This window comes from Pedobacter lusitanus (genome assembly GCF_040026395.1).
GTDB lineage: Bacteria > Bacteroidota > Bacteroidia > Sphingobacteriales > Sphingobacteriaceae > Pedobacter > Pedobacter lusitanus.
This window is the reverse complement of the sequence record NZ_CP157278.1, coordinates 3,734,387-3,749,009: the sequence shown is the minus strand read 5'-3', so window position 1 is coordinate 3,749,009 and position 14,623 is coordinate 3,734,387. Positions and strand designations below refer to the sequence as shown.

The window sequence follows — 14,623 nt, the reverse complement described above, 5'->3', positions numbered from 1 at the left end:
ACCTTTCTCCAGAAAGGAGGTATTCCAGCCGCACCTTCCGGTACGGCTACCTTGTTACGACTTAGCCCCAGTTATCGGTTTTACCCTAGGACGCTCCTTGCGGTTACATACTTTAGGTACCCCCAACTTCCATGGCTTGACGGGCGGTGTGTACAAGGCCCGGGAACGTATTCACCGTATCATTGCTGATATACGATTACTAGCGAATCCAACTTCAAGAGGTCGAGTTGCAGACCTCTATCCGAACTGTGAATGGCTTTTGGAGATTTGCTTGCTGTTACCAGCTTGCTGCCCTCTGTACCATCCATTGTAGCACGTGTGTAGCCCCGGACGTAAGGGCCATGATGACTTGACGTCGTCCCCTCCTTCCTCTCTGTTTGCACAGGCAGTCTGTTTAGAGTCCCCACCTTAACGTGCTGGCAACTAAACATAGGGGTTGCGCTCGTTGCGGGACTTAACCCAACACCTCACGGCACGAGCTGACGACAGCCATGCAGCACCTAGTTTCGTGTCCTTGCGGACTCATCTATCTCTAAATGATTCACTAACTTTCAAGCCCGGGTAAGGTTCCTCGCGTATCATCGAATTAAACCACATGCTCCTCCGCTTGTGCGGGCCCCCGTCAATTCCTTTGAGTTTCAATCTTGCGACCGTACTCCCCAGGTGGAATACTTAACGCTTTCGCTTAGCCGCTAACTGTGTATCGCTAACAGCGAGTATTCATCGTTTAGGGCGTGGACTACCAGGGTATCTAATCCTGTTTGATCCCCACGCTTTCGTGCCTCAGCGTCAATAAAATCATAGTAAGCTGCCTTCGCAATCGGTGTTCTGTGACATATCTATGCATTTCACCGCTACTTGTCACATTCCGCCTACCTCTAATTCATTCAAGCTCTTCAGTATCAAGGGCACTGCGATGGTTGAGCCACCGTCTTTCACCCCTGACTTAAAAAGCCGCCTACGCACCCTTTAAACCCAATAAATCCGGATAACGCTTGGATCCTCCGTATTACCGCGGCTGCTGGCACGGAGTTAGCCGATCCTTATTCCTTCGGTACATTCAGCACATTACACGTAATGTGGTTTATTCCCGAATAAAAGCAGTTTACGACCCAGAGGGCTGTCTTCCTGCACGCGGCATGGCTGGTTCAGAGTTGCCTCCATTGACCAATATTCCTTACTGCTGCCTCCCGTAGGAGTCTGGTCCGTGTCTCAGTACCAGTGTGGGGGGTCATCCTCTCAGATCCCCTAGACATCGTGGTCTTGGTGGGCCGTTACCCCGCCAACTAACTAATGTCACGCATGCCCATCTTAATCCTATAAATATTTGATCATTGTACAATGCTGTACTGTGATTTTATGCGGTGTTAATCCGAATTTCTTCGGGCTATCCCCCTGATTAAGGTAGGTTGCATACGCGTTACGCACCCGTGCGCCACTTTCGCTACCAGCAAGCTGGTAACTATCGTTCGACTTGCATGTATTAGGCCTGCCGCTAGCGTTCATCCTGAGCCAGGATCAAACTCTCCATTGTAAAATGTGTTGTTTGAACGCTGACCATTCTTAACTTGTATTAATAATAGTCTTTATTCTTATTTGTCTGTCAGAATAGACTTAAAAAACTCGCGCGGTTCATGTACTTTGAACTTGTACGTGTTTACCTCGCTACGTTTGTAAATGACATCTCTTTAATGAACTTCTCGACTTAACCTCCCGGCAGTCTATATATGTTGCAATGCTAATCTTTCTAATCCCTCAAGTCTTAATGTTCTCAAGGTCTTTTCCAGCTTCTCATCGTTTCAATCTTGTTTATTTGCTTTGTCAACATCCGTTGTAAAGCTTCCCGTTTTTGTTGGGACTGCAAAGGTAGAAATCTTTTTTAATTTGTCAAGCTTTTTATTTTTTATTTTTGAAGTTTTTTATTCCTTCTTCAAACTCAACCAATCTCTGTTTTTGCACCCTCTCCATATCCTTTTCACTGTTTCCCTTCCTCCGAAGCGGGATGCAAAAGTAGGAAAATTATGCCGCTATCCAAACATTAACACACTATTAATTGTATCTATTCCTTAACTACATGATTATCAACCCAAAATACCGTAAACTATTTTCAGCAGCAGCAGAGCGATCAGCTTTCCTTCAATGAAGCCTTAATAGTGCAGTATTTAACAACAGCATGAAGTCCAATTACACCGATTAACAGCAGCATCAGCCCGGTTAACTAAGCAATCGCAGCTCTCAAATCGCACAATTATATCACATAGACCTGCCCTTTCACCTCTCATTACCACAATTTCAACATCCAATACTCAACTGATTGTCCGGTGAATTATTATTTCCAGGGTTTCTTTAGGGGTAGTGCTGGGGTTTGAACTAGCCTTGAACTGGGGTTGAACTAGCCTTGAAGTAGCCCAGGCTAGTTCAACCCTACTTCAACCCTACTTCAATACCACTTCAACAGGCTACACAACCCCTACCCAACCCAAACAATACAATCTAATACCGGTCATGATATATATACTCCAGCCAGATGACCATTCCTTTATAGCACACATCTAACAGATTTGTTCAATGCACACAGATAACAACAAGTCAGCTCACGGCCCAATAAGACTTCCGGGTTGGTATAGGGTTGGTATACCCCAGGGGTATACCAACCCTATACCAACCCGGACTACAAACACCCTTTAAACCTCCCCGCAATTCAACCTGCCCTATACTGGAATTTGGTTACAGACCAATCCCGTAAAGCCTTTTTTCTGTATAATCCCTCTGATAAAAACATACAAGCTTAAGCAGATGACCAAAGTCCTTTCTAATTAACTCCCCGATTCAACGCTATATCAGCGTCAGTAGTCAGGCAAGAAAAAAATAAATTTGGCGCAATCTATTTTCTTATTATACCTTTGCAACAATTCCTTATGGTTTAATCATTTCAAAATCAGGAATCATGACAGAACACTATTACATATCGCCCCTATCGCTCATTGCCTAAATCAGGCTGACGTTTATTCCTATAATTTAATTTTTGCTTAAAAACTTATCCGAATGCTTTGTGATATTCTTATTTCACAGCTGCAACAGGATTCAGTTGATGTCCGGACAACCTGTAAGAACAGATCTGTGACGTTTATTTAAACAAATCCAGCATTTTCCGGAATAACACGAGGACCAATAAAAACGGTCACCGTTATTCGTCTGCCTCAGATTCAGGTAATTCATCGAAATTCTAAAGGGGGAATTATCCTTTACAGGATCATTTTGAATTTTATGCCTGTACTAACAGCAAAATTCTATTCATACCAAAATTTAAGCCGTACCAGCAGGAATTTTTATTCTCCTGTTTCCGGCAATAAGCTACAATTTAAAACGCAATGAGCAATTTAAGAACAAAAGAACTCAGTAAAATGGGCTATACGAATGATCAGGCAAGAAGCCTGGTGATCAATATAATCGCCAAACACTATAAACATCATTCGAAGAACGAGATTACTAAACTATTAACCCATATAATAAATAACCCTGAAAACTATTTTAATCATGAATATCTGGGCAAAATCGCCGAAACACTTACCGGAAGAACCAAATCATCTGATTTTGAAGCATTTTCTCTTTTAGCACAGCCAGCACCGTATAAAGTTTATGGTACAAAAGACATAGATACCGGTGCCAAGAAACAAATGGAGCTCGCGATGTCACTTCCTGTTGCTATACAGGGAGCATTGATGCCAGACGCAAATACCGGCTACGGCCTGCCTATTGGCGGAATAATTGCTACAGAAAAGGCGGTTATTCCTTATGCTATTGGCGTAGATATAGGCTGCCGCATGTCACTTTCCATTATAGATGAAAGTGCGAGCTTCTTTATGCGTTACAGTCATCAGATCAAACAAGCCTTAAAAAATCATACACATTTTGGAATGGAAGGATCATTGGATATCCAGCCCTATCACGAAATTCTTGATAGCCCGGTATTCAATGAAACTGAATTGCTGAGACGTCTTCAGGGAAAAGCAGCCAGACAATTAGGAACATCGGGCAGTGGAAATCACTTTGTGGAATTTGGGGAAATTGAATTATTTGAAAATAATTCCATGCAACTACCCGCAAAGAAGTACATCGCTTTACTCTCTCATTCCGGCAGCAGAGGTCTGGGAGCCAATATTGCCGGTCATTACACACAGATCGCAATAGAAAAATGCAGGCTCCCAAGAGAAGTACAAAAATTGGCATGGCTGGATTTAAATAGCGAAGCCGGACAGGAATACTGGATCAGCATGAATCTGGCAGGCGAATATGCCAAAGCCTGTCATGATACCATACACCAGAACTTACTCAGGTCACTGGGCCTGCAGACTTTAGTGAATATTGAAAACCACCACAATTTTGCCTGGAAAGAAAAACAGGCAAACGGACATGAGTTTATTGTTCACCGTAAAGGTGCAACCCCGGCACATGAAGGAGAAATGGGAATAATCCCGGGCAGCATGACTACCGCAGCTTACCTGGTAGCTGGAAAAGGTGAAGAATTATCCCTCAATTCTGCGTCACATGGTGCAGGCAGAGCAATGAGCCGGACAAAAGCAAAACAAAACATGACTGCATCCGCACTTAAAAAATTGCTGAACAATGCAGGAGTTACGTTAATTGGTGGCAGTGTTGAAGAGAGTCCTATAGCTTATAAAGATATAGAAAGAGTAATCACAGCACAAAAAGACCTCATTGAGGTACAAGGTAAATTTCTACCAAAAATAGTTAGAATGAATAAAGATTAATGAAAAGCATGATCATACAAATCACCTCGGGACAAGGTCCTGAGGAATGCTGCAGAGTAGTAGCTAAAGTACAGGAAATGATTTTGAAACAGGCCAGACAATTAAATATACAGATTGAAGTACTTGAAAATATAAAAGGTGATCTTAATGGAACCTTACGTTCAGCAGTGTTACTGGCAAAGGCTGATGATTTATCTGCATTGCACAAAGAATGGCACGGATCCGTCCTCTGGATTGCCCAGAGCCCATACCGCCGGTTCCATAAACGTAAAAACTGGTTCGTAGGTGTAGAGATTTCCGAAAGCCGGGAAAAACTGAAATGGGATCCTAAAGCTGTAACCATTGAAACGCTGAGAGCGTCTGGTCCGGGCGGACAAAATGTAAATAAAGTAGAAACTGCAGTCAGAGCAACGCATCAGCCTTCTGGTTTACAGGTATTGGTGATGGATACACGGTCACAGCTGCAAAACAAAAAGCTATGTCTGGAAAGGTTGGAAAACAAGGTGCTGGACTGGCAGACCAGACAGCTGACCGGACAGCAACAGCAGCAATGGCAAAATCACGCAGCTTTATCCAGAGGTAATCCTGTTAAAACTATCAGGGCCGATTTAAGATGATTATTAAAAAAGCAGAGCCGTATGCTGACGGCTCTGCTAAATTTCAACAATTTTATGCTTTTTTCTATAATGACCAGGTGTTACGCCTCTGTACTTTTTAAATATCCTTGACAAATGGCTTTCATCTGTAAAATTCATTTCCTGTGCAATCTCCTTGATAAGCATATTACTATATAAAAGACGGGTATCCACTAATTTCAATTTATAATTGATGATATACTCCTGGATACTTTCACCGGTCCTTTTCTTAAAATATTCACCCAGGTAATTCACCGAAAGATTAAACTCAAGCGCTATAACCTGCATTCTTAGATTTTCCGGCTTATAAATATGCTGCTGCAGATAAGCTATAATCCTCATCACCGCAGACTCTCCGGCACTTTCCAGCCGTTTATCAGATTCAGTACGGATAATATTACGGGCAATCAAATTGATCAGCACAGAAACCGACTGTCTAATAATAGCCAATGAACCAATCTCTTTTTGAATATATTCCCGTACAATTCCTTCCATTAACGCCAGTCCAAATACTTCATCCTGCTCATTTCTAAACAGGCAACCTGCCTTAGCATGATAATTATAAAAGATATACCCGATCTTTTTCATCCAGTCACAGTAATCAAGCTGACTGGCTTCGGCCTGAAGTTTGAAAAACGAAACTTCCGAAAAGCGGATATGAACAAAACGTGCCGGGCTATCGATAATAAACGAATGCCGGTCTTCCGGCGTTAAGAAAAATATCTTTCCGCTATGATAGCTATAACTGTTTCCGTTAACCATATGGCTCCCGTTACCTTCCTGAACATAGAGCAGTTCAAAATGGTTCAGTTGTTCTGATTTAGTCGCCCCTGGCATTTTATCCAGTATAGAAATTTCGAACAGCTCTCTGATATCTTTCCTAACCATCCTGCAAAGATACAAGACAAGCCTCTTAAAATACAATTCTACTGTTCCGACAAGCACCTTCCTTTGCACCATCAATATTTTCTTATGCAAAAAACAGTTCAGGATTCCCTTTCAGCATCTGCAGATACCCCATACGATAAAAGATGGCCCGCCCTTATCGTATTACTCATGGGCGCCTTTTTATCTCCACTTGACTTTTTTATTGTAAACGTAGCGCTGCCTGCAATTAAAGATAGTTTACATGCAACAGCAAGCCAGTTGCAATTTGTAATCATCGCTTATGGGGCCACCTATGCCGTTTTGGTTGTCACAGGTGGCCGTCTCGGTGATATATATGGAAGGAAACGTGTATTTATAATTGGAATGGTATTATTCACCTTCTCTTCTGCTGTTTGCGGTTTTGCTCCGGATATGCCGGTTTTAATCAGTGCGCGTATCGTACAGGGCTTAGCAGCTGCCATACTTGCACCGCAGGTTTTATCTTCTATCCGTATAATTTTTCCTGCAAAAGAGCAACCTAAAGCGATGGGTTTCTTTGGAGCCACTTTCGGTCTGGCTTCCATTGCTGGTCAGCTTTTAGGTGGAGTGCTGATCAAAGCCCATCCGCTTGGGTTCACCTGGGAGTCTGTCTTTATGATCAATATTCCTCTGGGTATGCTCACAATAATCATGGCCATTTTTATTCTGCCTGAAAACCGTCCTTCAAAAAAGCCCAGGCTGGACATCCCTGGTATTCTTTTTCTTTCTCTTGCTCTGTTTTTAGTAATCTACCCTTTAATCAAAGGAAGAGAAGAAGGCTGGCCTTTATGGATATTTTTATGTTTCGCTGCTGCAATTCCGGTACTGATCATCTTTGTTAAGATAGAAAAGGATGCAGTTACCAAAGGCAGAGATCCGTTAACAGACCTGAATATGTTCAGGGACCGGCATTTTATAACCGGCGCTGTCATTATTTTCTTTTTTAACAGCACTGCAGCCTTTTTTATGGTTTATCCGTACTATTTGCAAAATGGCCTTCACTGGGATGTACTTTCGGCCGGATTAGCGGTGCTGCCTTATGCAGCAGGATTTTTCATTGGCCCTTTAACCAGTGCCCTGCTGACCAGAAAACTGGGATCTGCAGTTGTTTTACTGGCTTTAGGACTACTGGTGACTGGCTATGGAGTAGTGATTTTCTCTGTGCTGATCTACACTAAACCCGGATTGCTCTTATATACAGGATTAATGATTGCCGGTATGGGACACGGGATTGTACTGCCGGCACTGGTACGCATCACGCTGGCTCCGGTTACTTCAGAAAAAGCAGGTATGGCGGCTGGTATAATCAGTACAGCTATACAGATGGGCAGTGCTATCGGTGTTGCACTGATAGGAACCATATTTTTTTCCTTACTGCACATTGATCCTGCTGATCATACTTTCAAAACAGCATTTGCAATTTCCATAGGCTGTCTGCTCTGCATTTTTATCCTGGCATTTTTCCTCACTATCCGCTTAAACAGATTACCCTTAAAAAAATAAATATGGATATTACACCAACAGTACAACAACAGGTTCACGATTTCAATACAGCAATCACCTTATGGTTTACAGGAGAAACGGCCATAGAAAATATAGATAACGTATCAGGAAGACTCCATAAAGACTTCATGATGGTTGCACCGGATGGTTCGGTTAAAAATCATGAGGATCTGACAGCCTGGTTAATTACCGTTCATGGGAAAAAACCGGGATTCACTGCAATAGCCGGGCAGTTTAGTTTAAGTTATTCGGCAGATAATATGGCTATAATCGTCTATCATGAAACACAAAAAACCCCATCAGGAACAAATAACCGCAGATCAAGTGCTTTATTTATTGCTGATGGGGAAGGAAAAATAACCTGGCGTCACTTACAGGAAACCTGGATTATTTAAATTTATTTTTCAAAGCCTCCAGTTTAGTCTGCAAATCACCATCTGGTTGTGCTTTTGCCTGCTGAGGCTTTGGTTTGTTATATTGAGGTTTGCGGCTGGCATCATTCCTGTTATTTTCAGGTTTTCTGTTGGCAGCAGGCCTTTCTGATTTAGCTCTTGCAGCTGGTTTAGGTGCATTTTCACTCTTCATAGATAAAGAAATACGTTTGCGAACAACGTCAACTTCTTTTACAGTGACTTCAACTTTCTGACTAACTTTTACAATATCGTTAGGGTTAGCCACAAATTTATCTGCCAGCTGACTGGTATGTACCAGACCATCCTGATGTACACCTATATCTACAAAGGCACCGAAATTGGTAATATTGGTTACTATACCAGACAACTTCATTCCTACTTTTAAATCGTTGATTTCATTCACACCATCAGTAAAACTAAAGGCTTCAAACGCTTCCCTTGGATCTCTCCCTGGTTTAGCCAGCTCACTCATGATATCATTTAATGTAGGTAAACCTACATTTTCACTAATGTATTGCTGTAATTTAATCTGTTTTTGAAGTTTTACGTCTTTTAAAAGTTCATCAACGGAATGCCCAAGGTCTTTTGCCATCTGACTTACCAAAGCATAACGCTCCGGGTGAACACCACTGGCATCCAGCACATGTGCTGCATCTCTGATTCTTAAGAAACCGGCAGCCTGTTCATAGGCCTTATCTCCTAAACGGGGAACTTTCTTTAAACTTTCTCTGTTTTTAAATGCACCATGCTCATTTCTGTAGGTCACTATATTTTGAGCTAACTGCGGCCCCAGTCCTGAAACGTACGCCAGCACCTGTTTAGAGGCCGTGTTTAATTCCACACCGACAGCATTTACACAGCTGATTACGGTATCATCCAGTGACTGCTGTAATTTAGTCTGATCTACATCATGCTGATACTGACCAACCCCGATTGATTTAGGATCAATTTTAACCAGTTCTGCCAGAGGGTCCATTAACCGGCGGCCTATAGAAACAGCTCCGCGGACAGTGATATCCTGTGTAGGGAATTCTTCACGGGCTACTTCTGAAGCTGAATAGATAGATGCACCATTTTCATTAACCATCACGATTATTACACCTGCCAGATTCAATCCTCTGATAAATGCTTCTGTTTCTCTGCCTGCAGTGCCATTTCCGATAGCAATGGCTTCAACTTCATGTTTAGCACATAGTTTTTGAATCGCATCTGCTGCATTTTTAATATTTCCCTGTCCGGTATGCGGATAGATGGTTGTGTTTTCTAATAATTTACCCTGTCTGTCCAGGCATACTACTTTACATCCTGTTCTGAAACCAGGATCTACAGCCAGTACATTTTTCTGTCCCATCGGTGCTGCCAATAAGAGTTGACGGGCATTCTCCGCAAATACACGGATAGCTTCTTCATCAGCTTTCTGTTTAGCCAGCAGGCGAAGTTCTGTCTCCATTGCAGGACCAAGCAGACGTTTGTAACAATCATGCAGTGCCAGTTCTACTTGTTTGGCTGCAACATGAGTTCCCTGAATAACCTGTTTTTCTAAAATTTCAATTGCCCCTTCTTCTTCGGGCATGGCTTCTAATTTCAATATAGACTCATTCTCTCCGCGTCTCATAGCCAAAACACGGTGAGAAGGTGCAGACTTCACAGCCTCTTCCCATTCAAAATAGTCTTTGTATTTTATCCCTTCTTCTTCTTTACCTTTGATTACTGTAGATTTAAGCACAGCTTTTTGTTGAAAATACTGACGCATACTGGTACGAACCTCCGCATTTTCATTAATCATTTCTGCAATAATATCCCTGGCACCTGCCAAAGCATCTTCAGTACTGTCCACACCAAGCTCCGTATTCAGATACTTTGCTGCTTCTTCATCAGGATTTAATTTCCCCTGTTCAAAAATCAACAGCGCCAAAGGCTCCAGCCCTTTACGTCTTGCTTCTGAAGCTCTTGTTTTCCTTTTCGGTTTATAAGGCAGGTAGATATCTTCAATAGTCGTAATGTTTTCTGCCGCATTAATCTGCGCTTCGAGTTCTGGTGTCAGTTTACCCAGCGTGGTCAGCGCTTTTAAAATAGCTTCACGTCTTTTGTCCAGTTCACGCAACTGCTGAAAACGGTCCCGAACCGCAGCAACCTGTACTTCATCTAAACTTCCGGTAACTTCTTTACGGTAACGGGAAATAAAAGGCACAGTTGCTCCTTCATCTAATAATTCAATAGTTGCAATAACCTGTTTTTCTGAGACTGCCAATTCTGCAGCAATAATCTTTGAGTGATTATTCATGTTAAAATATTGGGTAAAATTTAAATGATTTTATGGATTGGGCTAAAAACAAAAAATCCCGCAGGGGGTTAGCCGGCGGGATAGTATATAGTTCTTCTAAATAACTTATTTTGTTACGTACATTACTTCTTTCACCGCTTTAACTACACGCTCAGCATTTGGTAAGCTGGCAGCAATTAAAGTTGGTGCATATGGTAATGGTACATCAGCACAAGTAATACGTAAAACTGGTGCATCTAAATGATCGAAAGCATTTTTCTGTACGTTGAAAGCAATTTCAGAAGAAATAGAAGCCAATGGCCATGCCTCTTCAACGATTACCAGACGGTTTGTTTTCTTAACAGACTCAATAATTGTGTCATAATCAATAGGACGTACAGTACGTAAATCGATTACTTCAACATTGATTCCTTCTTTAGTCAGTTCTTCAACAGCAGGATTAACAACACGTGTCAGCATTTTACCAAAAGTCACGATAGTTACATCAGTCCCTTCTTTAGCAATTCTTGCTTTTCCGATAGGAAGATAATATTCTTCTTCAGGAACTTCACCTTTATCACCATACATTACTTCCGACTCCATGAAAATAACAGGATCCGGATCAATAATAGCTTGTTTTAATAATCCTTTAGCTTCGTAAGGAGTTGAAGGAACAACAACCTTTAAACCCGGACAGTTTGCATACCAGTTCTCAAAATTCTGAGAGTGCTGAGCGCCTAACTGACCTGCATTACCTGTTGGACCACGGAATACAATTGGAATAGAAAACTGACCACCGCTCATGGATAACATTTTTGCGGCTCCGTTTATAATCTGATCGATTGCAACCAGGGAGAAGTTGAATGTCATAAATTCTATGACCGGAATTAACCCATTCATTGCAGCACCAATACCGATACCGGTAAAACCAAGCTCAGCAATTGGGGTATCGATGATACGTTTGTCACCAAACTCATCAAGCATTCCCTGACTTACTTTGTATGCACCATTGTATTGCGCAACTTCTTCGCCCATTAAGAATACGTTTTCATTCTTACGCATTTCTTCGCTCAAAGCTTCACGCAAAGCTTCTCTAAATTGAATCTCTCTCATTGTATATTCAAATGTTAACTGCCGGCAAATATAACTATTGTAACGTAATAATAAAGTTTGTTTTAATTACATTACAAAGCGATTATTATTATCGTCACCATAGCCCTACTTCCCGCAAAGGGACAAATAAGGACAATATGTGCAATTATCGGCTAATGTTGTGTGTATAAAAGGGGTTTCCGGATTAAACAATTCTTCCAGTTTTTCTCTTAATAAACGGCTGAAATCCAGCTTCAGACTTTCCAGATGTTCAGCCTGCAACTGAATCTTCTTTCTTTTTTCCCCGTAAAAGCTAAATAATGTACCTTCTTTCCTCATCTTGCGGATCAGATATAAATTAGGCTCCATCCCGCTTATTCCCCTGGACTGCTCATAGACATAGGTATAAAAAAGAGTTTGTATCAGCGCTTTATTCTGTTTATCTGTTTCCCGATCAAAAATCTCTTCGAGTGAAGAATACTGAAGTTCATCCCTTCCTGTTTTGTAATCGACAACCCGTGTCACTCCATTCCTCTGATCTACCCTGTCAATAATTCCATGTAAAGTAATCTGCCTTTCTACGCCAGCTACATGCAGCTTAAAATAAATCTCATCCTTGCTTTCCAGCCCGATAATAGAGAAAGGGGCTTCTTTTTCATCATGATCCAGAATCACATTTGCATATTCTTCAACAATAGCCAGTACAACCTGCTGCATTCCGTTTGCCTGCAAAACATGTTCTTCATCATCAAACATAACTTTCACAAAAGCAGTTCGGGTTAACCGGTCCATGTTTTTACGCTGTTCTATAATCCGTTCCCTGGTGATATAAGGACTTTCCTCCTTCAGTTCCTCGTAGAATTTCTCCAGCACAAAATGGAGCATTGATCCGATATAATTTGCCTCCAGATTCTCTGAGAGCTCTTTAGGCTCTTCTATTTTCGCTATGTATTTATAGAAAAACTGAACAGGACAATTCAGATAGGTAGTCAGTGCAGTTGCAGAAAGTCTGACCGAAGGATCTTTCAGATCCAGATAGGCTTCCAGGCGTTTTAAAACCTCCCCCTCTTTTTTAATATCCCTCGTAACCAGATGTTCTGTGGCAACGGCCTGCGACTGATCAAAATAAGTAAAGTGATGACCGCTTTCAAACTCCAGCTGCCTTAAAAACCTACTGGGTTCACCTGTAGTATCCTCATCTGTCTGCCCATTATAAACCAGGCTTATTTTTCTCGAACGCTGCAGCAGCCGGTAAAACATATAGGCAGATATCGCATCCTGATTTTCAATTACCGGCAACCCATAAGCCCTTCTGATACTATCAGGAATAAAACTTGGGGAAGCACTGACCTGCGGCAGTATGCCTTCATTTACACCCAGTATATAAACATGGTCAAAGTCCAGACTCCTGCTTTCGAGTAAACCCATTACCTGCACTCCCTGAAGAGGTTCTCCACTTAAAGGGACTGCAATACCCTGTACAGCTTTTTGAATCAGTGATAAAACAAAAGGTAAAGGTAAACGCGCCGCGAATTCTGTCAGCGTATCATGCAGCCTGTTTAATTCTTTGATCGTAGCAATAAATAAATCGACCTCGGTCTGTTTCAGTGTTTTTTCTTCTACCTGCTGTGTCAGAACCAATTTAAAAACCTCCTGAAGATTTACGATTGCCGAAGAACCTGTATTTCTTTTGGTAAAAAACAGCGAGGCTAGTTCACCTGAACGTTGTAATAAGGGTATATCTACCTCTATCAGCTGTTTCGCCAGGATTTCCAGTTGCAGCTTATTTCGGATTTCCTGTGAAATCCCAACCAGCGGATGTGATAAAAAGGCTTCTACTTCCCTGTGATTTACGGTGTCCTTTTTCCCGCCGGCAAGCTGTGACTGTACCGATAGCCAGATATCAGCCAGACCGAAAATAGAGGTAGCCAATAGTGGATACCCCATTGTGACGTTAAGCTCTACCTCATTTTTTTTACCTGCAGCATCATAATGGGTAGGAATAGTCTGTAAAACCGGCAGCAGCAAACTTTCATCTGCAAGGATCAGCGCAATCTTACCGGCATTGTCAGCAGCATCCAGTATTGGATAATCTTCTTCCAGTTCCTTTTGCAGAATCTTTGCCTGCGCTGTCTGTCCCTGTGTTTTATAAACTTTGATTTCTTTTTTCTCTGCTTTAATCAGGGCTTTGCTCTGTCCGAGTGCATTGGGTAAACCGAGTTTCTGTATATTTTTCCGGAGAAATAATCCCGCTTCCTGGGTATCATCTTCCATATAGTAGGTATCGGTATCAAAATAGAAAAGTGCTTTTTCAGCTTCATTCCATCGCTTGAAAATTACTGCTTCGGCATTGCTTAAAGCATTAAAACCGGCAAAAACCAGTTTACCTTCCGCAAAATCATCAATAAACCCCGGCTTTCCGGCAGTTCCGTTAGCCAGTTTCCGGTAAACATGAGCCATAGAAGTCAATCCTTTTTCTGCCAGGGCATCATGAAACCCACGATATAACTTAGGCATCCTGCGCCACATCCGGATAAACTGCTCCTGGTGATTTTTCTGTTTTCCTGTAGAAAAAGAAGTCCAGAACTGTTCCAGAAAAGTTTGCTGTTCTGTGGTCAGGTGCTGAAATTCTTTCTCAATGACCGCGATGTCTTCGAGTTCTTCAAATAACTGGTTAGCATTGACCAGATCATTATCTATTTGTGCAAAATCACTCAGTATAATTCTTGCAATGGGATAAAAGACATCAGGATTAATCTCTTTAGCTCCTTCTGCTTTAAGCAGTTCATTATATTGCTGATGCAGTGTAAAAAACTGAGTAAAGCCATCGGCAACCAGCAAATCGGTAGACAAAGCAAAAAACTCCTGTATCGTAAAAAACGAAGGACTCCAGAAAGGTTTGCCGATTGTATCTGCCAGATGATGCTGCAAATAAGATACTGGTCGCTTATTGTTAAAGATCACGGCAGCATTATGCAGTTTGTTACCAAATCTGTCTGCTAAATCTTCTGCTACTTCTTTTAAAAATGCTTTCATGTA

At 41.8% G+C, this 14,623-nt stretch carries 8 protein-coding genes and 1 rRNA gene; 4 read left to right on the top strand and 5 right to left on the bottom strand.

Translation table 11 applies throughout. The features are described from left to right. Nucleotides 1-12: 12 nt before the first annotated feature. Nucleotides 13-1,534: ribosomal RNA gene (locus PL_RS16095) — 16S ribosomal RNA — on the bottom strand. A 1,837-nt stretch (nt 1,535-3,371) separates the two neighbouring features. Between PL_RS16095 and PL_RS16090 the strand changes: the two genes are divergently transcribed. Then, a complete protein-coding gene (locus PL_RS16090) occupies nt 3,372-4,772 on the top strand; it encodes an RtcB family protein (RefSeq protein ID WP_041879302.1) in 1,401 nt (466 codons plus the stop codon). 8 nt (nt 4,773-4,780) lie between these two features. Further along, complete coding sequence (gene prfH / locus PL_RS16085) at nt 4,781-5,389, top strand: peptide chain release factor H (protein WP_348619899.1); 609 nt, start codon at nt 4,781-4,783, stop codon at nt 5,387-5,389. 36 nt (nt 5,390-5,425) lie between these two features. On the opposite strand, the gene PL_RS16080 is transcribed toward prfH, so the two are convergent. After that, a complete protein-coding gene (locus PL_RS16080) occupies nt 5,426-6,295 on the bottom strand; it encodes a helix-turn-helix domain-containing protein (protein ID WP_041879295.1) in 870 nt (289 codons plus the stop codon). 84 nt (nt 6,296-6,379) lie between these two features. On the opposite strand from PL_RS16080, the gene PL_RS16075 reads away from it, so the two are divergent. Beyond that, nucleotides 6,380-7,816 carry an MFS transporter gene (locus tag PL_RS16075; protein WP_052496108.1) on the top strand — a complete coding sequence of 479 codons (1,437 nt, stop codon included), beginning with the start codon at nt 6,380-6,382 and terminating at the stop codon, nt 7,814-7,816. Between the two features lie 2 nt (nt 7,817-7,818). Continuing rightward, entirely contained in the window at nt 7,819-8,211 is a 393-nt protein-coding gene (locus tag PL_RS16070) for a hypothetical protein (RefSeq protein WP_041879292.1), read from the top strand. On the opposite strand, the gene PL_RS16065 is transcribed toward PL_RS16070, so the two are convergent. From PL_RS16065 to PL_RS16055, 3 genes are all read right to left on the bottom strand, one after another. Beyond that, the gene (locus PL_RS16065) at nt 8,204-10,513 is read right to left on the bottom strand and encodes a Tex family protein (RefSeq protein ID WP_041879289.1); all 2,310 of its coding nucleotides are present in this window, start codon (nt 10,511-10,513) and stop codon (nt 8,204-8,206) included. The two genes, PL_RS16070 and PL_RS16065, sit on opposite strands and share 8 nt — an antisense overlap. 105 nt (nt 10,514-10,618) lie before the next feature. After that, entirely contained in the window at nt 10,619-11,605 is a 987-nt protein-coding gene (locus PL_RS16060) for a pyruvate dehydrogenase complex E1 component subunit beta (RefSeq protein ID WP_041879287.1), read from the bottom strand. Nucleotides 11,606-11,710: 105 nt separating this feature from the next. Then, nucleotides 11,711-14,620, bottom strand: coding sequence for a PD-(D/E)XK nuclease family protein (locus tag PL_RS16055; protein ID WP_041879284.1), 2,910 nt, complete (start codon nt 14,618-14,620; stop codon nt 11,711-11,713). Nucleotides 14,621-14,623 lie beyond the last annotated feature (3 nt).